A 22,490-nucleotide genomic window follows, 5' to 3' on the forward strand; every position below is an offset into this window, starting at 1 on the left:
GCCCGGCGCCCGCCGCTCACCCGAACGAGGCGTACGTCAGCCAGGTGTCGAGCAGCGTCCGGTCGCCGAGCACCTCGACCCGGTCGCTGTCGGCGGGCAGCCGGCGGTAGAGGACGCCGAGCACGTCGGTGAGCGGGCCGCGCAGGGCGACCGCCGCCTTCTCGTGGGCGCGGCGGTGGGTGAACCGGTCGCCGGTGAGGTCGAGCAGCCATTCGGCGTTCAGCTCGGCCGGGGTGTCCGTGGCGTGCAGGTGGATCGTGCGGCCGGGCCCGAAGGGCGTCACGCCGTGCGCCGCGAACCGCTCGGCGGCCTCCGGCAGCGCGCACAACTGGAGCCACTCCTCCAGACAGTCGGCGGCCACCTCCTGCGGCACGTCGAAGGGGACGCCGGCGGCGAGCGCGGCGTCCACGCGGTGCACGACCGTCTCGTGGGTCATCCGGCGGGCCCAGAAGCCGGCCCGCTGCACCGGCGGCGCCCAGGTCCACACCGCGGCGTCCGGCCCGGCCTCGCGCAGTGCCGCCACGGTCTTCTCCGCGCCCTCCGCGAGCCAGGCGTCCAGGGCCGCCGCGTCCTCCCCCTCGGGGCCGGCTCCGTCCGGCACGTCCTCGGGCCCGACGGGCTTCTCCGCACGGGTGGCGACGATCATGCCGGCCCAGCGGTGCGCTCCGCCCACGTGCCGGGCGAGGTCGGCCAGGGTCCAGTCGGGACAGGTCGGCACGGTCACGGAGAGGTCGGCGCTGCGCACGATCTCCCGGAACCGGCCGGTCTCGTCGAGGAGTTGGGAACAGTAGGTGTCGTGGCTGAGGGAACCTTGAAGAGTCATGGCCGCACAGTAGTGCGCATCACGGACCCGGGGCGTCCTCTTTGACGGCGCGCCGGGTCCGCTGATGCCGTGCGCGGGCGCGGGCCGCGCCGCGCCGGCCGCGCCGCGCCTATCGGCAGCAGTCCGGATCGAGCCCCGTCGGCAGCCGTTCGCCGCCGAACACGAGGGTGGTCGCCTCGTCGCCGCCCACGGCCGCCACCGCGAGCAGCAGCGAACCGGCCGTCCAGGAGGTGCGTTCGAGCGGCCAGATGGCGTCGTCGTCGAAGACGTAGCCGGTCCAGTACATGCCGTCCTCGGCACGCAGGTGCTGGATCCACTTGAGGATCGTCACGGCCCGTTCGGACTCCCCCATCGCCCACAGCGCGAGCGCCAGTTCCGCGCTCTCGCCGCCGGTGACCCAGGGGTTGGGCAGTACGCAGCGCACGCCCAGGCCGGGCACCACGAAGCGGTCCCAGTCGGCGTCGATCCGGTCCCGGGCCGCCTGGCCGCGGACCGCGCCGCCGAGGATCGGGTAGTACCAGTCCATGGAGTAGCGGGCCTTGTCCAGGAACCGCTCGGGGTGGCTGCGTATCGCGTGGCCGAGCCGGCCGGCCGCCAGCTCCCAGTCCGGCTGCGGCTCCTCGCGCTGTTCGGCGAGCGCCAGCGCGCAGCGCAGCGCCTGGTAGACGGAGGACGAGCCGGTCAGCAGCGCGTCGCGGACCGGCGTGCCGTCGTCCTCGCGCTTCCAGCCGATCTGCCCGCCGGGCTGCTGCAGTTCGAGGACGTACTCGATCGCGGCGTGGACCGCGGGCCACATCCGGTCGAGGAAGGCCTCGTCGCCGGTGGACAGGTAGTGGTGCCAGACGCCGACCGCGATGTAGGCGCAGAAGTTGGTCTCCCGGCCGCGGTCGGTGGGCGCCTCGGCGTCCCCGTCGGCGTAGGCCGCGTACCAGGACCCGTCCGGGTTCTGGTGCCGCACCAGCCAGTCGTACGCGGCCTCGGCGCGCTCGTGTTCGCCGGCCGCGTCCAGGGCCATGGCGGCCTCGGTGTGGTCCCACGGGTCGAGGTGGTGACCCCGGAACCAGGGGATGGCGCCGTCCGTGCGCTGGGTCGCGAGGATGCCCTCGACCGTACGGGCGGCCTCTTCGGCGGTGAGCACCCCCGGCAGGACGAGCCGTTCGGTACGCCCGGGACTCGTCACTTGGCGGCCCCGGCGGTGGACTTGGCGGAGGTCTTGGCGGATGCCTTGGCGGAGGACGGGGCGGTCTTCCGGCCGCGCGCGGCGGGCCGGGCGGCCGGCTCCGGCGCCTCGGCGGCCGCGCCCGTCCCGTCGGCGACCGGCGCCTCGGGCAGGTGCGGCTTGGTGGCGTAGACGACGAAGCTCTTGCCGATGACGGGGTTGAGGGCGCGCTCGGCGAGCCGGGTGGCCAGCGGCTTCTTCATGATGTCCCAGACCAGCAGCTTGTGGTACGCCTGCACCGGCAGCGCCTTGTCGTTGTCCACCCCGAAGGCGCACTTGAGCCACCAGTAGGGGCTGTGCAGCCCGTGGGCGTGGTGCGTGCCGTACGGCTCCAGGCCGGCTTCCCGCATCTTGTCGAGGAGTTCGTCGCCCCGGTAGATGCGGATGTGGCCACCCTCGACCTCGTGGTAGGCGTCGCTGAGCGCCCAGCAGATCTTCTCCGGGCCGTAGCGCGGCACGGTGACGGCGATCCGGCCGCCGGGGCGCAGCACCCGCACCATCTCGGCGAGCACGCCCTTGTCGTCGGGGATGTGCTCCATCACCTCGGAGATGATGACGACGTCGAAGCTGTCGTCGGGGAACGGCAGGGCCAGCGCGTCGCCCTCCATGGCGGTGGCGGACGCGCCGGCCGGGGCCTCGCCCGCCTCCTTCATCGCGGCGAACCACTTGGCGACCTCGCGGATCTCGTCGCCGTTCTGGTCGAGGGCGACGACCTGCGCACCGCGCCGGTAACACTCGAAGGCGTGCCGGCCGGCGCCGCAGCCCAGGTCGAGCACGCGGTCGCCGGGAGCGAGCGGGAATCGGGAGAAGTCGACGGTCAGCACGGCGTTCTGCTTTCGTCCGGCAGTGGGTGGCGGTGGTGCGGCAAACGACGGCGGGGCGCCCGGGAGGCGGCGCCGGCGAGGTGACGGAGCTATCTGCGGGCGGCGGCGGACCGGCTGCCCTGGAGGGCGATGGCCTCGCGGTAGCGCTCGGCGGTGCCGAGGGCGGCCTGGCGCCAGGTGAAGCGGGCCAGCACCCGCTCCCGGCCGGCCGTGCCCAGCCGGCGGCGCAGCTCCGGGTCGCCGAGGAGGCGCAGCAGCCCGGCCGCCAGCGCACCGGCGTCGCCCGGCGGCACCGCCAGACACGTCTCGCCGTCCGGCCCGGCGACCTCCGGGATGGCGCCGCCGGTGGTGGCGAGCAGCGGGGTGCCGGTGGCCATCGCCTCGGCGGCGGGCAGCGAGAACCCCTCGTAGAGGGAGGGCACACAGGCGATCTGGGCACTGCGCACGAGGTCGACGAGCTCGGGGTCGCTGATGCCCTTGACGAACTCGATGGCGCCGGCCAGCCCGAGTCGTTCGATGGCGGCGGCGACCGGTCCGTCGTCGGCGCGCTTGCCGACGACCACCAGATGGGCGTCGGGGTTCTCGGTGCGCACCTTGGCGAGCGCCTCGACGAGGTGGATCAGGCCCTTGAGGGGGACGTCGGCGCTGGAGGTGGTGACGATCCGGCCCGGTACCTCGGGGACGGACGCGTCCGGCGAGAAGAGGTCGGTGTCGGCGCCGATGGGGACCACGTGGATCCGCTCGGGGTGGACCCCGAGGTCGTCGACGATCTCCTGGCGGGACGAGCCGGAGACGGTCAGCACGGACGGCAGCCGGCGGGCGACCCGCTTCTGCATCCGCGTGAAGCCGTACCAGCGGCGGACGGAGGCGCGGCGCTTCCAGTCCGTGGCGGCGGCCAGGTCGAGCCGGCGGTCGACGGTGATGGGGTGGTGGATCGTGGTGACCAGCGGGGCGCCGAGCGCGCCGGGGCCGCCGAGCAGGCCGTAGCCGAGGGTCTGGTTGTCGTGGACCACGTCGAACTGGCCGCGGTGGGCCGCGAGATGCCGCCGGGCGCGCAGCGAGAAGGTCAGCGGCTCGGGGAAGCCGCCGGTCCACATCGTGCCCACCTCAAGGGCGTCGATCCAGTCGCGGTACTCGCCGCGCTTCGGCGTGCGGAACGGGTCCGGCTGGCGGTAGAGGTCCAGGCTCGGCAGCTCGGTCAGCCGCACGCCCTCGTCGAGGACCGGGTAGGGCTGGGCGCCGATCACCTCGACGGTGTGGCCGAGCCGGGCCAGTTCGCGCGAGAGGTGGCGGACGTAGACGCCCTGACCGCCGCAGAACGGGTTCCCCTTGTACGTGAGCATCGCGATGCGCAGGGGGCGCCCGTGGCTCTCGTGAGTGGTGACCGCGGTGCGCTCCGGGCGCCCGTGGTCCTCGGGGGTGGTGGCCGAGGAGTCCCCGGCAGGGCGAGGCGCGGCTGCCTGAACGGCCTCTGCGGTCACGCTCGGCCCCCTTCTCACTGGACTTTCGCCGGAGCGTAACCGCTGGCGGTAATCTAGAACAAGTTTCAGAACTGCTGGGCTACTGATCAGTTCACCGAGCTTCGAATCTACCGGCCGAGAACGATGCGAAAAGAGCCGCACCAGGTGATTCGCGCCACCACCCGACCCCCTGCCATGCTGTGCCGGTCACGGCAGCGGCACTCACCACATCGCGGACAGAACGCCACGGACGGCCACGGAACAGCCATGGAATGGGAACAATGACTACGGAATCCAAGGCAGCCAGGCCGGCGCTTCCCGCGAGTCCTCCCCTGACCGAGCGTCAGGAGGCCCGGCGCCGCCGCATCCTGCACACCAGCGCCAAACTGGCCTCCCGTGGCGGCTTCGACGCCGTGCAGATGCGCGAGGTCGCCGAGTCGTCGGGCGTCGCGCTCGGCACCCTCTACCGCTACTTCCCGTCCAAGGTGCACCTGCTGGTCGCCACCATGCAGGACCAGCTCCAGCACATGCACGAGACGCTGCGCAAGCGCCCGCCGTCCGAGCAGGACCCGGGCGCCCGGGTCGCCCAGACCCTGATGCGGGCGTTCCGCGCCCTGCAGCGCGAACCGCACCTCGCGGACGCCATGGTCCGCGCCCTGACCTTCGCCGACCGCTCGGTGAGCCCCGAGGTCGACACGGTCTCCCGGCTGACCACGGCGATCATCCTGGACGCGATGCGCCTGGACGGCCCGCCCACCCCCGAACAGCTCTCCGCGGTCCGCGTCATCGAGCACACCTGGCACTCGGCCCTGATCACCTGGCTCTCCGGCCGCGCCTCGATCGCCCAAGTCAAGATCGACATCGAAACGGTCTGCCGGTTGATCGACGTGACGTCACCGGGGACGGGGTCGGGGGCTGGCGCAGGGGGAGCAGGCTGAGGGGTGCGGGGCAGGGGGCTGAGGGGGCGGGGGGCAAGGGACGCCCGCACCGGACGCGTTAACTCCGCCTCCCCCTCGGGTAGTTGGCTCCGCAAGGGGCCCGTACGACCCTTAAGGGTTCACCGCCCCCACCCCCTAAGGGGCTCCCGCCCGCCCCCCGCGCGCCCCCGCCCCCCTTCCCTCCTCCGGAGAGCAGGCCGCCGTTCAATCCTCCGGAGGGAAGACCGCCGCCCCGCTGTCCGCCACGGTGAGCGTGATCGCCTCCACGGGGCACCCCTCGGCCGCCGCCAGCACCCGATCGCCGGGCTCCGTCTCCGTCGCCACCGGATGGGACTGCCGCGCGCTGTCCAGCCGGAACCCGTCCGGTGCCGCGCCGACACACATCCCCGACCCGATGCACACGCCCCGGTCGACGGCCACCCGCCACCGTGCCGCCGTCCGCTCCTCCGCGTCCGCCATCACGCACCCGCCGGCAGGTGGATCATCTTGTGCTCCAGATACTCACCGAACCCCTCGGGCCCGAACTCCCGCCCGATCCCGGAGTCCTTGTAGCCGCCGAACGGCCCGAGCATGTCGATGCTGAACGTGTTCACCGAGTACGTACCGGTCCGCACCCGCCGCGCCACGTCGATGCCGTGCTCGACATCGCCCGTCCACACCGAGCCGGACAGCCCGTAGTCGGAGTCGTCGGCGATCCGTACCGCCTCGGCCTCGTCCTCGTACGGCAGCAGGCAGATCACCGGTCCGAAGATCTCCTCCCGGGCGATCCGCATGCCGTTGTCGACCTCGCCGAAGAGCGTCGGCTCGACGTACCAGCCGGTGGCCTGCCCCTTCGGGCGGCCGCCGCCGGTCAGGACCTTGGCGCCTTCCTTCTGGCCGAGCGCGATGTAGTCCAGCGAGCGCTGCTGCTGCCGGCGGGCGACCAGCGGACCGACCTCGGTGGCCGGATCCAGCGGGTCGCCCACGGTGAGCGCGGACGCCGCCGCGGTGAAGCGCTCGGCGATCTCGTCGTAGTGGCTGCGCGGTGCGAGGATCCGGGTCTGCGCCACGCACGCCTGCCCGTTGATCATCCACGCGAACGGCACGATGCCGGCCACCGCCGCGTCCAGATCGGCGTCCGGCAGGATCACCGCCGCCGACTTGCCGCCCAGCTCCAGCGTGACGCGGCTGAGGTTCCGGGCCGCGACCTCCATGACCCGCTTGCCCGCCGCCACCGACCCGGTGAACGACACCTTGTCCACGCCGGGATGCCCGACGAGGTACTCGCTCACCTCACGCTCCGCCGGCAGGATCGAGAGCACCCCCTCCGGCAGCCCGGCCCCGGTCGCGATCTCCGCGAGGAGGTACGCGTCCAGCGGGGTCTCCGGCGACACCTTCAGCACCACCGAACACCCGGCCAGCAGCGCCGGGGCGAGCTTGGCGGCGGCGGTGAACTGCGGCACGTTCCACGGCACCACGGCCGCCACCACCCCGACCGGCTCCCGCCGCACCAGGATCGGCCCCAGCACCCCGGCCCGCCGCTCCTCGAACGGGAAGTCCCGGGCCACCGTGAGCGCCGCGTCCCAGGCCAGCACCGCGGCCAGCGACTGCACCATGACGCCCGAGGTGTACGGGGTGCCGTTCTCCGAGCTGATGACCCTGGCGATCTCCTCGCTGCGCGCGGCGAAGGCGTCCTTGATGCGGGTCACCACCTCGATCCGGTCCGCGAGCGGGGCGTTCGCCCACACCCCGGACGCGAAGGAGGTGCGGGCCGCGGCCACCGCACGGTCGACATCGGCCCGCGAGGCGTGCGGGACCCGGCCGATGACCTGCTCGGTGTGCGGCGAGACGACCTCGATCGTGTCCCGGCCGGCCGGATCGACCCACTCACCGCCTATGTAGAGCCTTCCGTGCTCGACGAGGTCGCTCATGGCTGCCGCCTCCCGACGATGACAATGACCTGCTGTGGACGATGGCGTTACCGCGCACCTTTGCTGCACATCCCTGCCTGCTGCCGCTTCCTGATGACCCGTCAGGAACTCTGCCGCATCAGGAACTGTTACCAGTTCCAGTGGGAGGAGTCCACGGCGCGGGCCGAATCCGAGCCCCGTCAACTCCCCGGACGCGGTGGACACTTACCCCATCTGCTGAAACCCGTTCTAGTTATAGTGAGGGCGGTTTCGACGAGAGGGGACCACGATGGGCGCGCAGGTGATCGACCACAAGGGCGGGGTGTGGAGCATCGCCGTCCCCATCCCGGACAATCCGCTCGGCCACACCCTCGTCCACCTTCTGGAGACCGACCGCGGGCCGGTGCTGATCGACACCGGGTGGGACGACCCGGACTCCTGGGACACCTTGGTGGCCGGTGTGACCGCCTGCGGTTTCGCCCTCATCGATCTCCACGGCGTACTGATCACCCACCACCACCCCGACCACCACGGACTCTCCGCCAAGGTGCGCGAGGCGTCCGGCGCGTGGATCGCGATGCACGCCGCGGACACCGCCGTCGTACGCCGCACCCGCGCGGCCGTGCCGGGGCAGTGGCTCGACTACCTGATCGCCAAGCTCGTCACCGCGGGCGCACCGGACGCGCATCTGGCCCGACTGCGGGAGGCGCGCGCCAAGGGGAGGAGCGGCCGCCGACCGCCGGGCCGGCAGGCCGCACTGCCGGACCGCGACATCGCCCCGGGCGAGCTGCTCGACCTTCCGGGGCGTCGGCTGCGCGCCGTCTGGACGCCGGGCCATACGCCGGGCCATGTGTGCCTGCACCTGGAGGAGGAGCATCCGGGGGCCGGTGCGGGTACTGGGGCCGATGCCGGTGCGCGTGCCGGTGCCGGTGCGGGCCCCCGGCAGGGCGGGCACGGTCAAGGGCACGGCTTCGGGCGGCTGTTCTCCGGTGACCATCTCCTCCCCGGTATCACCCCGCACATCGGCCTGTACGAGGCTCCGGACGACGAGGGGGGTCCTCCCCGCTCGAACGGGGTGGAGGGCCTGGGGGACGCCACCGATCCCCTGGGCGACTACCTCGACTCCCTCGAACGCGTCGCCCGTCTCGCACCCGCCGAGGTCCTGCCCGCGCATCAGCACGCCTTCACCGATGCCGGTGGACGCGTACGCGAGCTCATCGCTCACCATGAAGAGCGCCTCTCCGGACTGAGAGCACTACTCCGGGAACCCCTCACCCCCTGGGAGCTCGCCGTGCGCATGGAGTGGAACCGCCCCTGGGAGCAGATCCCTTACGGGTCGCGGAACATCGCGGTCTCGGAGGCCGAGGCCCATCTGCGCCGCCTGGTGAAGCTGGGACAGGTGGAGCAGGTGGAGCGAGCGGCGGACGGAGGTCCGGCGCGGTACCGGGCGGTGTAGCCACCCGGGCAGAATTCAGTAGCCTGAGGCAACTATATCGGGTAGCCTGGCCACCGCTCTGCTCACCGTTCCACTTCATCCGCTTCTGCATTCCTCACCTCCGGAGGCCCCTCATGGGCGAGTTGCGCGGCGTCGCCGCCACGGCACTCGGTGTGGCCCGGATCCGTGCGGCCGAAAGCGCCCGCCCGGACCGGCTCTTCGACGACCCGTACGCCGCGGCCTTCGTGGCCGCCGCCCCGCCCTCGCCCGCCGCGGCCGCGCGGGCCGACGACGCGGAGGTGCCCGCCGCCCACCGGGAGGCGTTCTACCGCGGGCTGTTCCGGCACGTCGTGCTGCGTACCCGCTTCTTCGACGACTACCTGACCGCGGCCGCCACCGAACACGCCCTCCGCCAGGTGGTGGTGCTCGCCGCCGGCCTCGACACCCGCGCCCACCGGTTGCCGTGGCCCGACGGCGTACGCCTCTACGAGGTCGACCTGCCGGAGGTACTGGCCTTCAAGGAGCGGGTGCTGGCCGAGCAGGGCGCCCGGCCGCGGTGTGCGCGTACCGCCGTCGCGGCCGACCTGCGCACGGACTGGACCGCACCGCTGCGGGCCGCCGGCTTCGCGCCGGACGAGCCGACCGCCTGGCTCGTCGAGGGCCTGCTGGTCTATCTGTCGGCGGCGGAAGCCGCCCGGCTGCTGACCACCCTCGGCGAGCAGTCCGCCCCGGGCAGCCGGCTCGCCTTCCCCGGCTCCGGGGACTTCCGCCACAGCCCGATGATGGCCGGCGGCCGCGCCCTGCCGTCGATGCATGAGATCAGCGCCCTGTGGAAGGGCGGCCTCGACGAGCCGGCCGACGACTGGCTGGGCCGGCACGGCTGGCGGCCGCGCACGTACGCCCGCGAGACGGTCGCGGCGTCGTACGGGCGGGCCCTGGACGGGCAGGCCCTGGACTGGCAGGCCGGTAAGGCCGGAGCCGACGGTGGCGGAAAGACGGACGGCGGCGGGGCGGACGACCGTGGTGCCTTCGTCGTCGCCGTACGCGGCGACCGCGAGGCCACGGCCTCCTAGCACACCCCGGGGCCCCTCCCCGCGCCGGTCACCCCCGGTCGGGGGCCGGTTAAGGTGTGCGGGACAACGTCATCCGTACCCGATCGGGGGAAGCCGGTGGAAATCCGGCGCTGACCCTCCCCCAAGCTCTCGGCTTCACGAGCCCGGGGGCACCCCCGTCCGTGAGGACGGCCGGTCACGCCGCGCGCGGCGATCCGGCCGGACGAGCCGGAGCACCCGATGGGGCACGGCCAAGGCTCGCGCCACCGGTACCGCCACCTGCGGACGGCCGGTGCGCGGCACCGTCGAGGTATACGGAGCCGAGCCCGGTGCCACCGCGCCCGATCACAGGATCGCTGCGCGGGTGGTGGGCCGAGCGCGGCTGCGTGCACCGCCGCGACCCGACCCGAGAGGCACCGACCCGATGGCCCCCATGGCTTCCATGGCCCACCAGGCCCCTTCGACGCACCCCGTCGCCTTCCTGGCACGCCGCGCCGCCACGGCGCTGGCGGCCGCGGTGGTGCTGGGTGCGGCCGCTGCCCCCGCCGCGTTCGCCGACCCGGCGCCCGCCGCCGCCCCCTCCCCGCAGAAGCTGCCGGCCGGGCTGTACGGCACCAAGGACCCGCAGTACGACGGTGTCTGGCGGCAGTCGTTCGCGCTGCTGGCGCAGCACACGGTGGGCGTGCGGCCCGCGGCCTCGGCGGTGGACTGGCTGGTCGGGCAGCAGTGCGCGGACGGTGCGTACACCGCGTTCCGGGCCGATCCGGCCAAGGCGTGTGACGCCAAGGTGATGCGGGACACCAACCAGACGGCCGCCGCGGTGCAGGCGCTGGCCGCGCTCGGCGGGCACGGCAAGACCGTGACGAAGGCCGTGGAGTGGCTGAAGTCGGTGCAGAACGACGACGGCGGCTGGCCCTCGATGCCCGGTTCGCCCAGCGACGCCAACTCCACCTCCGTGGTCATCGGCGCGCTGGCGGCGGCCGGTGAGAAGCCGGAGTCGGTCACGTCGAAGAAGGGCGGCAGGACCCCGTACGACGGGCTGCTCACCTTCCGGCTGGGCTGCGACGCCGAGGAGGAGGGGCGCGGCGCGTTCACCTTCCAGCTCAAGGGCGCGGCGCCGAACGCCGATGCCACCGCGGCCGCCGCGACCGGCGCGCTCGGCAAGGGCTTTGTCGTCGCCCCTGCGGACGGTGCCGCCGACGCTCCCGTCAAGCCGCTGACCTGCAAGGATGGCAAGGAAGACGGCGTCGGCAAGGGCAAGCGGGCAGGGGCGGCCGCGGCGGACCGGGCGCGGGCCGTGGACGGCGGCGCCGCCTACCTCGTCGCTCAGCTCGACAAGAACGGGCAGCATCTGATGTCGGCGATGCCGGGCGCGGAGAAGCAGCCGGACGTCGGCAACACCGCCGACGCCGTGGTGGCGCTGGCCGCCGGGGGCCACCGCTCCGCCGCGCAGCGGCCGCTCGCGTGGCTGGAGAAGCACGCCGCCGGCTGGGCCCGGCAGAACGGCCCGGCCGCGTACGCGCAGTTGGTGCTCGCCGCGCACGCCACGGGCACGGACCCGCGCGCGTTCGGCGGCACCGACCTGGTGTCCGCCCTCAACGCCACCGGCCCCAAGCCGGCCGCGGTGTCCGAGAAGTCCACGAAGTCCGAGAAGAGCGACGACGGCAAGGGCGGGGGCATGGGCATCGTGTGGGTCGTCGCCGTCGGCCTGGCCATCGGTGCCGGCATCGGCTTCCTGCTGAGCGGCCGCAAGAACCGCGGCACGAACGGCCTCTGATGCGTCGGGCACTGACGGCGGTGCTGGCGGCCGGCACCCTCACCGGTCTGGCCGCCGCCCCCGCCCAGGCGCAGGAGTACCGCTACTGGTCGTTCTGGAACGGCGGCGGCAAGGACGGCTCCTGGGCGTACGCCACCCAGGGGCCGGCCACCCTGCGGCCGGCCGACGGCGCGGTCGAGGGCTTCCGCTTCACCGTCGGCGCGGACTCCGCCGCGGCCGGGAAGCCGCGGGCGGCCGCCGACTTCGACGCCGTCTGCGGTGCGACGCCCGCCAAGGACGGCCGCAAGCGGATCGGCATCGTCCTCGACTTCGGTACCGCCGCGGACGCCCCGGGCGGCGAGCGGCCGCCGAAGGCGCGGACCGCCTGTGCCCAGGTGCCCGAGGACGCCTCGGCCGGCGAGGCCCTGGCCGCGGTCGCCCGGCCGCTGCGCTACGACTCCAACGCGCTGCTGTGCGGGATCGCCGGTTACCCGAAAGCGGGCTGCGCGGACCAGGTCAAGGACCCCGATCGAGGCTCCGGTTCCGGTTCCCGCTCCCCTTCTGCCGACTCCGGTGCGGGGAACACCCACAAGGCCGACGACGCGCACGACGCCGGCGGCGGCCCGTCCGCCGGTCTGCTCGGCGGCGGTGCGGCCGTCCTCGTCCTCGGTGCGGCGGCCGTGTGGCAGGCGCGCCGCCGGCGCGGATGAGCGCCCCGCAGGCGACCCGGACCACCGCGCTGCACGCGGGCGCGTGGTGGCTGTGGGCGCTCGGACTGGCCACCGCGGCCTCCCGGACCACCAATCCGCTGCTGCTGGGGCTGCTGGTGGGGGTGGCCGGATATGTCGTCGCGGTGCGGCGTACGGACGCGCCGTGGGCCCGCTCGTACGGTGCGTTCGTGAAGCTGGGGCTGGTGGTGATCGGCATCCGGCTGGTCTTCGCGTTCGTCCTCGGGTCGCCGATCCCGGGTACCCACACGCTCGTCACGCTTCCCGAAGTGCCGCTGCCGGACTGGGCCGAGGGCGTCCGGATCGGCGGCCGGGTCACCGCGGAGGGCATGGTCTTCGCCCTCTACGACGGGCTGAAGCTGGCCACCCTGCTGATCTGCGTCGGCGCCGCCAACGCGCTGGCCAACCCGTCCCGGTTGTTGAAGTCGCTGCCCGGTGCGCTGTACGAGGCGGGCGTCGCCGTGGTCGTCGCGATGACGTTCGCCCCGAACCTGGTCGCCGACGTCCAGCGGCTGCGGGCCGCCCGCCGGCTGCGCGGCCGGCGCGACCGGGGCTTCACGGCGCTGCTCCAGGTCGGACTGCCGGTGCTGGAGGGCGCGTTGGAGCGTTCGGTGGCGCTGGCCGCGGCCATGGACGCCCGCGGTTACGGCCGTAGTGCCCATGTCCCGCGTGCCGTGCGGCACACCACCTCCGCCCTCACCCTCGGCGGTCTGCTCGGCGTCTGCGCGGGCACCTACGGCCTGCTCGGTGACACCGGGGCCGGCTACGGGCTGCCCCTCCTGCTGGCCGGGCTGGCGGCGGCGCTGGCCGGTCTGTGGCTGGGTGGCCGCCGTTCCGTGCGCACCCGTTACCGCCCCGAACGGTGGGGTCCGCGCGCCTGCTTGGTGGCGGCCTCCGGCATCGCCGTGGCCGTGCTGACGATCTGGGCCGGCGACTACGCCCCCGTCGCGCTCCACCCGCCCGCCTACCCGCTCACCGCCCCGGTCCTGCCGCTCTGGCCCGCCGCCGCCCTCCTCGTCGGCCTCCTCCCCGCCGTCGTTGCCCCGGCCCCGCCCCCGGCCACCGCCACCGCCCCGGCCGCGGATCCGGCCACCGCCCGGACCACCGGAACCACCCAGCCCTCCCAGACCTCCGAGACCGCCCAGACCGTCCAGAAGGAGCCCAGCCCGTGATCCGGTTCGAGCAGGTCTCGGTCACCTACGGGGACGCCGCCGCGCCTGCCGTCCAGGGGGTGGACCTGACCGTCCCGGAGGGTGAGCTGTGCCTCCTGGTCGGTCCGTCCGGCGTCGGCAAGTCGACGGTGCTGAACGCCGTCTGCGGGCTGGTCCCGCACTTCACCGGGGGAACTCTGCACGGGCGGGTCACCGTCGACGGCCGTGACACCCGCACCCACAAACCGCGCGAACTGGCCGATGTGGTCGGGACGGTGGGCCAGGACCCGCTGGCGCATTTCGTCACCGACACCGTCGAGGACGAGCTCGCCTACGGGATGGAGTCGCTGGGCCTCGCTCCGGACGTGATGCGCCGCCGGGTCGAGGAGACCCTCGACCTGCTGGGCCTGGCCGAGCTGCGGGACCGGGCCCTGGCCACCCTCTCGGGCGGTCAGATGCAGCGGGTGGCGATCGGTTCGGTGCTCACCACCCACCCCAAGGTCCTGGTCCTGGACGAGCCGACCTCGGCCCTGGACCCGGCCGCCGCCGAAGAGGTGCTCTCCGTCCTCCAGCGTCTGGTGCACGATCTGGGGACCACGGTCCTGCTGGCCGAACACCGGCTGGAGCGTGTGATCCAGTACGCCGACCAGGTCATTCTCCTGCCCGCTCCCGGTGCACCGCCGGTCATGGGCGCACCGGCCGACGTCATGGCGGTCTCCCCCGTCCACCCCCCGGTGGTGGCCCTGGGCAAGCTCGCCGGCTGGTCCCCGCTCCCGCTGTCCGTACGGGACGCCCGCCGCAAGGCCGCTCCCCTGCGGACGCGGCTGGCGGCCGTCACAGCGCCACGGCCGGTCGACGCCGCAGCCGACCCGGGGGCCGCGCCGGTCGCGGAGGTCACGGGACTCGGTGTGCGCCGGGGGCGGATCGAGGCGCTGCACCGGGTGGACCTGGCCGTCCGGCGCGGCGAGACCGTCGCCCTGATGGGGCGGAACGGCGCGGGGAAGTCCACGCTGCTCGGCGCCCTCGTCGGGATGCACCAGCCGTCGTCCGGCACCGTGCGCGTGGGTGGGCTCGTGCCGCACCGGACCGGTCCGCGGGAGCTGCTGCGGCAGGTCGGTCTGGTGCCCCAGGAACCCCGTGACCTCCTCTACGCGGACACCGTCGCCGCCGAGTGCGCCGCGGCCGACCGGGACGCGGCCGCCCCCGCCGGCAGCTGCCGGGCGCTGGTGGCGCAGTTGCTGCCCGGTGTGCCGGACCCGGTGCACCCGCGGGACCTGTCGGAGGGTCAGCGGCTCGCGCTGGCCCTCGCGGTCGTGCTGACCGCCCGGCCGCCCCTGCTCCTGCTCGACGAGCCCACCCGCGGCCTGGACTACGCCGCCAAGGCCCGCCTGGTCGAGGTGCTGCGCTCGCTCGCGGCCGAGGGGCACGGCATCGTCCTGGCCACGCATGACGTGGAGCTCGCCGCCGAGTTGGCGCACCGGGTGGTGATCCTCGCGGACGGTGAGGTGGTCGCCGACGGTCCGACCGACGAGGTGGTGGTCTCGTCGCCGTCGTTCGCCCCGCAGGTCGCGAAGGTGCTCGCACCGCTGCCGTGGCTGACCGTTCCGCAGGTGGCCGGTGCCCTGGAGGGCGCCGTATGACGGCCGGCCGGCAGGCCCGTGCGGTACGGCTCGGGCCCCGTTCCGTCGCCGCGCTGGTCCTGGTGTCGGCGGTCGGCGTGATGGCGTTCGGCTGGCCGCTGCTGGCCGACTCGGCGTCCGGGCTCGCCCATTCCCAGGACGCGCCGTGGCTGTTCGCCGCGCTGCTGCCGATGCTGCTCGCCGTGGTGATGGCGACGATCGCCGACTCCGGTCTGGACGCGAAGGCGATCGCCATGCTCGGTGTGCTGGCGGCGGCCGGGGCCGCGCTGCGTCCGCTGGGTGCGGGGACGGCCGGGGTCGAGCCGATGTTCTTCCTGATGGTGCTGGCGGGCCGGGTGCTCGGGCCCGGTTTCGGCTTCGTGCTGGGTTCCGTGGCGATGTTCGCCTCGGCGCTGCTGACCGGCGGTGTCGGCCCCTGGATGCCCTTCCAGATGCTGACGATGGGCTGGGTGTCGATGGGTGCCGGTCTGCTGCCGGGGGCCGACCAGCTGCGCGGACGCCGTGAGCTGGCACTGCTCGCCGCCTACGGTGCCGTCTCCGCGGTCCTCTACGGCCTGATCATGAACCTCCAGGGCTGGCCGTACCTCGCGGGCATGGCCTCGGGCGTCTCCTTCGTGCCGGGCGACCCGCTGGACCAGAACCTCGCCCGCTACGTCGCGTACTGCCTCGCCACCTCCCTGGGCTGGGACCTGCCCCGCGCCCTGGTCACCGTGGTCCTCACGGGCACGCTGGGCGGAACCGTCCTGAAGGCGCTGCGCCGCGCGACCCGCCGCGCCGCCTTCGACGTCCCGGTCTCCTTCGGCGAGGAGCAGCCGACGGGGGAGCCGGCGAGGGGGAGTTGACACGCGGTGACTACAGCCGCTGGATGATCGTCGCCGTCGCCAGTGCTCCGCCCGCGCACATGGTGATCAGCGCGAACTCCTTGTCCGCGCGTTCCAGTTCGTGCAGCGCGGTGGTGAGGAGCCGGGCGCCGGTGGCGCCGACGGGGTGGCCCAGGGCGATGGCGCCGCCGTTCACATTGACCTTCGCCAGGTCCTGGTCGAAGACCTGGGCCCAGGAGAGCACGACGGAGGCGAAGGCCTCGTTGATCTCGACGAGGTCGATGTCCTTGAGGGACATCCCGGCCTTGCCGAGCACCGCCCGGGTGGCGTCGATCGGGCCGTCGAGGTGGAAGTGCGGGTCGGCGCCGACCAGGGCCTGGGCGACGATGCGGGCGCGCGGCCGGAGCTTGAGGGCGCGGGCCATCCGCTTGGAGGCCCACAGGAGGGCGGCGGCGCCGTCGGAGATCTGTGAGGAGTTGCCGGCCGTGTGGACGGCGGTCGGCATGACGGGCTTGAGGCGGGCCAGCGCCTCCATGCTGGTGTCGCGCAGGCCCTCGTCGTGGTCGACCAGCCGCCACATGCCCTGTCCCGCGGCCTGCTCGTCCTCGGTGGTGGGGACCTGGACGGCGAACGTCTCGCGTTTGAAGCGTTCCTCGGCCCAGGCGGTGGCCGCGCGTTCCTGGGAGATCAGTCCGAGGGAGTCGACGTTCTCGCGGGTGAGGCCGCGGTTGCGGGCGATGCGTTCGGCCGCCTCGAACTGGTTGGGCAGATCGACGTTCCACTCGTCGGGCCAGGGCTTGCCGGGGCCGTGCTTGGAGCCGCTGCCGAGCGGTACCCGGGACATCGCCTCGACGCCGCAGCCGATGCCGATGTCGATCACTCCGCCGGCGATCATGTTGGCGACCATGTGGTTGGCCTGCTGGGACGAGCCGCACTGGCAGTCCACGGTGGTCGCGGCGGTCTCGTAGGGGAGGCCCATGGTCAGCCAGGCGTTGCGGGCCGGGTTCATCGACTGTTCGCCGGCGTGGGTGACGGTGCCGCCGACGATCTGTTCGACGCAGTCGGGCTGGATGCCCGTACGGGCGAGCAGTTCGCGGTAGGTCTCCCCCAGGAGGTAGGCGGGGTGGAGGTTGGCGAGCGCGCCCTGGCGCTTGCCGATCGGGGTGCGTACTGCTTCGACGATGACGGGTTCCGCGGCCATGACTGACTCGTCCTCTCCTCGCGTCCGCGGGCGTCCCGGCACCCACGGAACAGAACTAGTACGCGTTCTAGTTCTGCGAACAGTCTCGTGAGCCGCCACCCGGCGCGCAAGGGGCATGCAACCCCCTTGTCCGGAACGGGAATCGCCGAGACCCTTGCCACTTACGGAACTCGTCACTACCTTCACCGCGACCCCGCACCTGACGTTGCGTCAGATACCCGATGGCCCACGGATCAGGAGTCGCCGATGCCATGCCCAGCGCTGCCCGAGGGGTTCGACTTCACGGATCCCGACGTCTACCGGTCCCGCGTCCCGCTCCCCGAGTTCACGCTGCTGCGGCAGACCGCGCCCGTGTGGTGGAACGCCCAGCCGCACGGCATCGCCGGCTTCGACGACGACGGCTACTGGGTCGTCACCCGCCATCAGGACGTCAAGGAGGTCTCCACCAAACCGGAGGTCTTCTCCGCGAACCTCAACACCTCGATCATCCGGTTCAACGCCTCGATGACCCGGGAGCAGATCGACGTCCAGAAGCTGATCATGCTGAACATGGACCCGCCCGAGCACACCAGGGTCCGCCAGATAGTGCAGCGCGGATTCACCCCGCGCTCCATACGGGCGCTGGAGGACGCGCTGCGCCACCGGGCCACCCAGATCGTCACCCAGGCCCGGGCGAACGGCTCGGGGGACTTCGTCACCGACGTCGCCTGCGAGCTGCCCCTCCAGGCCATCGCCGAACTCATCGGCATCCCCCAGGACGACCGGGCCCGCATCTTCGACTGGTCCAACAAGATGGTGGCCTACGACGATCCCGAACTGGCCATCACCGAAGAGGTCGGCAGCAATGCGGCGATGGAGCTGATCTCGTACGCGATGAACCTCGCCGCGGCGCGCAAGGAATGCCCGGCCAAGGACATCGTCAGCCGGCTGGTGGCGGCGGAGGACGAGGGGAACCTCGGCTCGGACGAATTCGGCTTCTTCGTGCTGCTGCTGGCGGTGGCCGGCAACGAGACCACCCGCAACGCCATCACGCACGGCATGCACGCCTTCCTCACCCACCCCGGCCAGTGGGAGCTCTACAAGCGCGAGCGCCCCGCGACCGCGGCGGAGGAGATCGTGCGCTGGGCCACCCCGGTGGTGTCCTTCCAGCGCACCGCCACCCAGGACACCGAACTGGGCGGCGCACACATCAAGAAGGGCCAGCGGGTCGGGATCTTCTACTCGTCCGCCAACAACGATCCCGAGGTCTTCGACGAGCCCGAGGTCTTCGACATCACCCGCGACCCCAACCCCCACCTCGGCTTCGGAGGCGGCGGACCGCACTTCTGCCTCGGCAAGTCGCTGGCCGTACTGGAGATCAACCTGATCTTCCAGGCCATCGCGGACGCCATGCCGGACATCTCGCTGGCGGGCGATCCACGGCGGCTGCGCTCGGCCTGGCTCAACGGCGTGAAGGAACTCCAGGTGCAGTACGGCTGAGTCGATGTTGCCCCGCGGCGCCCGGTGGTCGGCAGGGGCCACCGGGCGCCGCCATATGTCCGAAAACCGATTGCCGCTCAACCTTGCCAGCCGTCAGGTGCAGACTTACATTCGAACTCGCCAGTAAGTAACCGCGGGTAACCCGGACTTCCCCCCTCACGTGCCGCGCCCGGTTCCCCTGCGCACCCTCCACGCCACTCCCCCCACATCTCGTGACAGCGCGCTCCACCGCTCTGACGAAGGGGACCCACACCATGCAGGACGCACACGGCAGACCTGTCACGGGACGCACCAGCTGGCGCAAGTTCGCCGTGCTGGCCGTCCCGGCCCTCGCCGGCACCGCGGCCCTGGGCATCGCCCTGGCCAACGGGGCGCTGGCCGCCTCGTTCGCCGTATCGGGACAGCAGTTCAAGGTGTCCGCCGACAGCCTCAAGGGCGACGGATTCGCCCAGTACGGCAGCGTGGACGCGAACGCCAGGGGAGATCTCCTGCCGGTCGCGGTCACCGCCATCAAGACGGCCCAACTCCACCACCTCTGCCAGTCGGTGGTCACCCACCTGCCCGTCATCGGTGACATCTCGCTCAACCTCAGTGCCGGTACGGGCAGTACGCCGGTCGAGGCCAGCGACCTGTTCGTGGACGCCACCCAGCTCTCCGGCAACGCGTCCTTCCACGCCATCGAGATCGGCCGGGACGCCTCCACGCTGGACAAGGGCCCGGCCAGCGCGCAGGGCATGCAGGACCTGTTCGCCCAGCAGGCCGACGACGTCAGCATCACCAAGCTCCGGCAGACCGCCTGGGCGACCAATGCCGGCACCTTCAAGCTGACCGGCCTGCAGATGAAGATCTCCAAGGGCACCAAGGAATGCTTCTGACCTGGCGGCGCTGGCGGACGGGACGGCCCTTCTGGGGCGGTCTGGCGGCCGTCGTCGCCGGCGCCGAGATCTGCGCCATCCCTCTGGCGCCCCTGAAGATCATGCTGCACCAGGGCATCGCCGGCATCCCGTCCGTCCTGATGGGACTGGTGATGATCCTGATGGGCCTCTCGGCGTGGTGCGCACCGCACTACCGGGGGCTCGCGGGGATGCTCACCGTCCTGTGTGCGGCGGCCGCACTGGTGATGTCCAACCTGGGCGGCTTCCTGATCGGCACGGTCATCGGGATCCTCGGCGGCTCGATGATCTTCGCCTGGCAGCCGACCGAGGCGGCGGAACCGCCGTCTCCGTAACCAACTCCCGTGCGGAACCGCCCTGTGCACCCCCTGGAACCCCCTCCGGAACCGCTCTGGAACCCCCTCTGGAACCCCCTCTGGAACCCCCTCTGGAAGGAGCCCCACCATGACGCATGCTCAGGACCCCACATCCGCCCGACCCTGGGCCTCCCGTACCTCCCTTACCTCCCGTACGTCCCGTAGGCGGGCGCTGGTCGTCGCCGGTGCCGGGATCGCCGCGGCGGTCGGACTGGCGGCGGGGGTGACCGGTCCGGCGATGGCGCAGCCGGCCGGAACCGGCGCCGCCACGACCGTGACCCCCGCCGGCCATGCCTTCACCGCCACCCTCAGCGGCAAGGCCACCTTCACCGCCGGATCGGTGACCGTGACGTGCACGACCTCGACGTCCAGCGGCCAGGTCCCGGCCGCGCCCGGCAACCACAACGACGCCGGGCCGGTGAGCAGTTCGACCACCCCCGCGACCTACGGCTCCTGTACGACGAGCATGCCCGGGGTGAGCGCGACCGTCACCACCACCGGCACCTGGGGCGTGGCCATGCAGAACGGGACACCGGTGACCGCCGGGCTGACCATCCCCTCGGGCGGGTTCGTGCTCAGGACCAGCGGTCTGGCGTCCTGCACGGTGACCGCGGCGCCCACCACTGCGGCCACCGTCGACGGCACCTGGACCAACGGGGCACCGTCCACCCTGGCCTTCCGCAACGCCTCGGTGCCGGTGAAGGTGGTGGGCGGGTTCGGCTGCCCGACCAGTGCGACCAGTTCGACGTTCAACGCCACCTATCAGGTGCGCGACACCACCGATCCGGCGTCCCAGATCACCGTCACCGGGTGAGGCCGGCGGCCGCCACCGCCACCAGGGCCACCAGCACCGTCGTGGCGCTCACGCACGCGGTGACCAGCCGTCGCCGAAGGACCCGGTAGACGCCTTCGTATTCGGTCCGCAGACTCGCGCTGCGGACCGCAATACGGTGCAGATAGGCCCGCGAGGTGTCGTGCTGGTCCTGGCAATAGCGGACGGCCACTTCCTGCCGCTGGGTGTCGGTGAGCCAGGGAAGCGCCGCGCAGAAGGCCTCCGCGCGGGTGCGGGCGCGGTCCTTCTCCGCCTCCCAGAGCAGAAAGCCCTCGATTTCGTTGACGGCCCGGTCCAGCTCCCGTTCGCCGTCCCAGGTCCTTTCCTCACCGGTGCGGATGCGCTCGCTCATGCCCGGGCCTCGATCCCGGTACCGGACCGGTCCTCGGTATCCGTCGCGGCCGTGAGTTCCCGGGCGGTCTCCGGGTGGTGCAGATCGAACGCCGGGGATTCGGAGCGGATGCGGGGCAGGGTGAGGAAATTGTGCCGCGGGGGCGGGCAGGACGTGGCCCATTCCAGCGAACGGCCATAGCCCCACGGGTCGTCGACCTCGACCTTCTCGCCGTATTTCGCGGTCTTCCACACGTTGTAGAGGAACGGCAGGATCGACAGTCCGAGGAGGAAGGAGAAGATGCTGGAGACGGTGTTGAGGGTGGTGAATCCGTCGGCCGCGAGATAGTCCGGAATACGGCGCAGCATGCCTTCCGCGCCGAGCCAGTGCTGGACGAGGAACGTGCCGTGGAAGCCCACGAACAGCGTCCAGAACGTGATCTTGCCGAGCCGCTCGTCCAGCATCTTGCCGGTGAACTTCGGCCACCAGAAGTGGAAGCCGGAGAACATCGCGAAGACGACCGTCCCGAAGACGACGTAGTGGAAGTGCGCCACGACGAAGTACGAGTCGGAGATATGGAAGTCCATCGGCGGCGAGGCCAGGATCACCCCGGTCAGACCACCGAAGACGAAGGTGATCAGGAAGCCGACCGCCCAGAGCATCGGCGTCTCGAAGGACAGCGAGCCCTTCCACATCGTGCCGATCCAGTTGAAGAACTTCACACCGGTCGGCACGGCGATGAGGAACGTCATGAAGGAGAAGAACGGCAGCAGCACGCCACCGGTGACGTACATGTGGTGCGCCCACACCGTGACCGAAAGGCCGGCAATCGAAATCGTCGCCGCGATCAGACCGAGGTAACCGAACATCGGCTTCCGGGAGAACACCGGAATGACCTCGGAAATGATGCCGAAGAACGGCAGCGCGATGATGTACACCTCCGGGTGCCCGAAGAACCAGAAGAGGTGCTGCCAGAGGAACGCCCCGCCGTTCGCGGCATCGAAGACGTGCGCACCGAATTTACGGTCCACCTCCAGCGCGAACAGTGCCGCCGCGAGCACCGGGAAGGCCAGCAGGACCAGCACACCGGTCAGCAGCACGTTCCAGGTGAAGATCGGCATCCGGAACATCGTCATGCCGGGCGCACGCAGGCAGATGATGGTCGTGATGAAGTTGACCGCACCCAGGATCGTGCCGAACCCGGAGAAGGCCAGACCCATGATCCACATATCGCCGCCGATTCCGGGGGAATGCGTGGCGTCCGACAGCGGCGCATAGGCGAACCAGCCGAAGTCCGCCGCCCCTTGCGGGGTCAGGAATCCGCCCACCGCGATGAGCGAGCCGAAGAGGTAGAGCCAGTAGGCGAACATGTTCAGCCGGGGAAAGGCGACATCGGGCGCGCCGATCTGCAGCGGCATGATCCAGTTCGCGAATCCGGCGAACAGCGGCGTCGCGAACATCAGCAGCATGATCGTGCCGTGCATCGTGAACGCCTGGTTGAACTGCTCGTTCGACATGATCTGGTGGCCCGGGCGGGCGAGTTCGGCGCGCATGAGCAGGGCCAGCAGTCCGCCGACGCAGAAGAACGCGAAGGCGGTGACCAGATAGAGCGTGCCGATCGTCTTGTGGTCGGTGGTGGTGAGCCACTTCACGGGGAGCTTC

The 22,490-nt window shown here is 72.2% G+C and carries 20 protein-coding genes and 1 pseudogene; 12 read left to right on the forward strand and 9 right to left on the reverse strand.

The annotated features are described in order from the left end of the window. Positions 1–16: 16 nt before the first annotated feature. The 4 genes from ACZ7MX_RS20670 to ACZ7MX_RS20685 form a co-directional block, all read right to left on the reverse strand. Positions 17–823: a maleylpyruvate isomerase family mycothiol-dependent enzyme gene (locus ACZ7MX_RS20670; RefSeq protein ID WP_472134101.1), complete on the reverse strand. Its 807-nt coding sequence runs from the start codon at positions 821–823 to the stop codon at positions 17–19. Between the two features lie 109 nt (positions 824–932). Then, the gene (locus ACZ7MX_RS20675) at positions 933–2,003 is read right to left on the reverse strand and encodes a prenyltransferase/squalene oxidase repeat-containing protein (protein WP_472134102.1); all 1,071 of its coding nucleotides are present in this window, start codon (positions 2,001–2,003) and stop codon (positions 933–935) included. Beyond that, positions 2,000–2,866, reverse strand: a complete 867-nt coding sequence (locus ACZ7MX_RS20680) for a class I SAM-dependent methyltransferase (protein WP_472134103.1) — start codon at positions 2,864–2,866, stop codon at positions 2,000–2,002. Before ACZ7MX_RS20680 ends, ACZ7MX_RS20675 begins: the two co-directional genes overlap by 4 nt. A gap of 89 nt (positions 2,867–2,955) precedes the next feature. Further along, positions 2,956–4,347 carry a glycosyltransferase family 4 protein gene (locus ACZ7MX_RS20685; RefSeq protein WP_472134104.1) on the reverse strand — a complete coding sequence of 464 codons (1,392 nt, stop codon included), beginning with the start codon at positions 4,345–4,347 and terminating at the stop codon, positions 2,956–2,958. A gap of 260 nt (positions 4,348–4,607) precedes the next feature. On the opposite strand from ACZ7MX_RS20685, the gene ACZ7MX_RS20690 reads away from it, so the two are divergent. Further along, entirely contained in the window at positions 4,608–5,264 is a 657-nt protein-coding gene (locus ACZ7MX_RS20690; protein ID WP_472134105.1) for a TetR family transcriptional regulator, read from the forward strand. Between the two features lie 204 nt (positions 5,265–5,468). Here ACZ7MX_RS20690 and ACZ7MX_RS20695 read toward each other — a convergent pair whose 3' ends face one another. After that, complete coding sequence (locus ACZ7MX_RS20695) at positions 5,469–5,723, reverse strand: ferredoxin (RefSeq protein WP_472134106.1); 255 nt, start codon at positions 5,721–5,723, stop codon at positions 5,469–5,471. Beyond that, on the reverse strand, positions 5,723–7,174 hold the full coding sequence (locus ACZ7MX_RS20700) for an aldehyde dehydrogenase (RefSeq protein WP_472134107.1): 1,452 nt from the start codon (positions 7,172–7,174) through the stop codon (positions 5,723–5,725). The genes ACZ7MX_RS20695 and ACZ7MX_RS20700 overlap by 1 nt, the downstream gene beginning before the upstream one ends. 268 nt (positions 7,175–7,442) lie before the next feature. Between ACZ7MX_RS20700 and ACZ7MX_RS20705 the strand changes: the two genes are divergently transcribed. The 7 genes from ACZ7MX_RS20705 (at position 7,443) to ACZ7MX_RS20735 (ending at position 15,757) form a co-directional block, all read left to right on the forward strand. Then, positions 7,443–8,609 carry an MBL fold metallo-hydrolase gene (locus ACZ7MX_RS20705; RefSeq protein WP_472134108.1) on the forward strand — a complete coding sequence of 389 codons (1,167 nt, stop codon included), beginning with the start codon at positions 7,443–7,445 and terminating at the stop codon, positions 8,607–8,609. Between the two features lie 113 nt (positions 8,610–8,722). Next, entirely contained in the window at positions 8,723–9,661 is a 939-nt protein-coding gene (locus tag ACZ7MX_RS20710; protein ID WP_472134109.1) for an SAM-dependent methyltransferase, read from the forward strand. 403 nt (positions 9,662–10,064) lie between these two features. Beyond that, positions 10,065–11,417, forward strand: coding sequence for a prenyltransferase/squalene oxidase repeat-containing protein (locus tag ACZ7MX_RS20715; protein ID WP_472134111.1), 1,353 nt, complete (start codon positions 10,065–10,067; stop codon positions 11,415–11,417). Further along, complete coding sequence (locus ACZ7MX_RS20720) at positions 11,417–12,106, forward strand: SCO2322 family protein (protein ID WP_472134112.1); 690 nt, start codon at positions 11,417–11,419, stop codon at positions 12,104–12,106. The genes ACZ7MX_RS20715 and ACZ7MX_RS20720 overlap by 1 nt, the downstream gene beginning before the upstream one ends. Beyond that, complete coding sequence (locus tag ACZ7MX_RS20725) at positions 12,103–13,296, forward strand: CbiQ family ECF transporter T component (protein ID WP_472134113.1); 1,194 nt, start codon at positions 12,103–12,105, stop codon at positions 13,294–13,296. Before ACZ7MX_RS20720 ends, ACZ7MX_RS20725 begins: the two co-directional genes overlap by 4 nt. After that, on the forward strand, positions 13,293–14,915 hold the full coding sequence (locus ACZ7MX_RS20730) for an ABC transporter ATP-binding protein (RefSeq protein WP_472134114.1): 1,623 nt from the start codon (positions 13,293–13,295) through the stop codon (positions 14,913–14,915). Before ACZ7MX_RS20725 ends, ACZ7MX_RS20730 begins: the two co-directional genes overlap by 4 nt. Then, positions 14,912–15,757, forward strand: a complete 846-nt coding sequence (locus ACZ7MX_RS20735) for an ECF transporter S component (protein ID WP_472134116.1) — start codon at positions 14,912–14,914, stop codon at positions 15,755–15,757. Before ACZ7MX_RS20730 ends, ACZ7MX_RS20735 begins: the two co-directional genes overlap by 4 nt. Positions 15,758–15,767: 10 nt before the next feature. Here the strand turns inward: ACZ7MX_RS20735 and ACZ7MX_RS20740 are convergent, their stop codons facing one another. Further along, on the reverse strand, positions 15,768–16,937 hold the full coding sequence (locus ACZ7MX_RS20740) for a steroid 3-ketoacyl-CoA thiolase (RefSeq protein ID WP_472134117.1): 1,170 nt from the start codon (positions 16,935–16,937) through the stop codon (positions 15,768–15,770). Between the two features lie 246 nt (positions 16,938–17,183). Here ACZ7MX_RS20740 and ACZ7MX_RS20745 point away from each other — a divergent pair, with 246 nt between their 5' ends. The 4 genes from ACZ7MX_RS20745 to ACZ7MX_RS20760 all read left to right on the forward strand — a co-directional run bounded on the left by ACZ7MX_RS20745 (position 17,184) and on the right by ACZ7MX_RS20760 (position 20,479). Continuing rightward, positions 17,184–18,416, forward strand: a complete 1,233-nt coding sequence (locus ACZ7MX_RS20745) for a cytochrome P450 (protein ID WP_472134118.1) — start codon at positions 17,184–17,186, stop codon at positions 18,414–18,416. A 254-nt stretch (positions 18,417–18,670) separates the two neighbouring features. After that, positions 18,671–19,291 carry a DUF6230 family protein gene (locus ACZ7MX_RS20750; RefSeq protein ID WP_472134119.1) on the forward strand — a complete coding sequence of 207 codons (621 nt, stop codon included), beginning with the start codon at positions 18,671–18,673 and terminating at the stop codon, positions 19,289–19,291. Beyond that, positions 19,282–19,644: a DUF6114 domain-containing protein gene (locus tag ACZ7MX_RS20755; protein WP_472134120.1), complete on the forward strand. Its 363-nt coding sequence runs from the start codon at positions 19,282–19,284 to the stop codon at positions 19,642–19,644. Before ACZ7MX_RS20750 ends, ACZ7MX_RS20755 begins: the two co-directional genes overlap by 10 nt. 109 nt (positions 19,645–19,753) lie before the next feature. After that, complete coding sequence (locus ACZ7MX_RS20760) at positions 19,754–20,479, forward strand: hypothetical protein (RefSeq protein ID WP_472134122.1); 726 nt, start codon at positions 19,754–19,756, stop codon at positions 20,477–20,479. On the opposite strand, the gene ACZ7MX_RS20765 is transcribed toward ACZ7MX_RS20760, so the two are convergent. Continuing rightward, the gene (locus tag ACZ7MX_RS20765; RefSeq protein WP_472134124.1) at positions 20,469–20,849 is read right to left on the reverse strand and encodes a hypothetical protein; all 381 of its coding nucleotides are present in this window, start codon (positions 20,847–20,849) and stop codon (positions 20,469–20,471) included. The two genes, ACZ7MX_RS20760 and ACZ7MX_RS20765, sit on opposite strands and share 11 nt — an antisense overlap. Continuing rightward, a pseudogene (ctaD, locus tag ACZ7MX_RS20770) lies at positions 20,846–22,483 on the reverse strand (aa3-type cytochrome oxidase subunit I); the annotation flags it as partial. The gene ACZ7MX_RS20765 and the pseudogene ctaD, both read right to left, overlap by 4 nt. Between the last annotated feature and the right edge of the window lie 7 nt (positions 22,484–22,490).

It is taken from the genome of Streptomyces sp. NPDC107765, assembly GCF_055657085.1.

Excerpts from the sequence above, each read along its gene's own strand:
- ACZ7MX_RS20670 (WP_472134101.1), bottom strand. The coding sequence starts at position 823 with ATGACTCTTCAAGGTTCCCTCAGCCACGACACCTACTGTTCCCAACTC.
- ACZ7MX_RS20690 (WP_472134105.1), top strand. The coding sequence starts at position 4,608 with ATGACTACGGAATCCAAGGCAGCCAGGCCGGCGCTTCCCGCGAGTCCT.
- ACZ7MX_RS20695 (WP_472134106.1), bottom strand. The coding sequence starts at position 5,723 with ATGGCGGACGCGGAGGAGCGGACGGCGGCACGGTGGCGGGTGGCCGTC.
- ACZ7MX_RS20700 (WP_472134107.1), bottom strand. The coding sequence starts at position 7,174 with ATGAGCGACCTCGTCGAGCACGGAAGGCTCTACATAGGCGGTGAGTGG.
- ACZ7MX_RS20705 (WP_472134108.1), top strand. The coding sequence starts at position 7,443 with ATGGGCGCGCAGGTGATCGACCACAAGGGCGGGGTGTGGAGCATCGCC.
- ACZ7MX_RS20710 (WP_472134109.1), top strand. The coding sequence starts at position 8,723 with ATGGGCGAGTTGCGCGGCGTCGCCGCCACGGCACTCGGTGTGGCCCGG.
- ACZ7MX_RS20715 (WP_472134111.1), top strand. The coding sequence starts at position 10,065 with ATGGCCCCCATGGCTTCCATGGCCCACCAGGCCCCTTCGACGCACCCC.
- ACZ7MX_RS20720 (WP_472134112.1), top strand. The coding sequence starts at position 11,417 with ATGCGTCGGGCACTGACGGCGGTGCTGGCGGCCGGCACCCTCACCGGT.
- ACZ7MX_RS20725 (WP_472134113.1), top strand. The coding sequence starts at position 12,103 with ATGAGCGCCCCGCAGGCGACCCGGACCACCGCGCTGCACGCGGGCGCG.
- ACZ7MX_RS20735 (WP_472134116.1), top strand. The coding sequence starts at position 14,912 with ATGACGGCCGGCCGGCAGGCCCGTGCGGTACGGCTCGGGCCCCGTTCC.
- ACZ7MX_RS20740 (WP_472134117.1), bottom strand. The coding sequence starts at position 16,937 with ATGGCCGCGGAACCCGTCATCGTCGAAGCAGTACGCACCCCGATCGGC.
- ACZ7MX_RS20745 (WP_472134118.1), top strand. The coding sequence starts at position 17,184 with ATGCCATGCCCAGCGCTGCCCGAGGGGTTCGACTTCACGGATCCCGAC.
- ACZ7MX_RS20750 (WP_472134119.1), top strand. The coding sequence starts at position 18,671 with ATGCAGGACGCACACGGCAGACCTGTCACGGGACGCACCAGCTGGCGC.
- ACZ7MX_RS20755 (WP_472134120.1), top strand. The coding sequence starts at position 19,282 with ATGCTTCTGACCTGGCGGCGCTGGCGGACGGGACGGCCCTTCTGGGGC.
- ACZ7MX_RS20760 (WP_472134122.1), top strand. The coding sequence starts at position 19,754 with ATGACGCATGCTCAGGACCCCACATCCGCCCGACCCTGGGCCTCCCGT.
- ACZ7MX_RS20765 (WP_472134124.1), bottom strand. The coding sequence starts at position 20,849 with ATGAGCGAGCGCATCCGCACCGGTGAGGAAAGGACCTGGGACGGCGAA.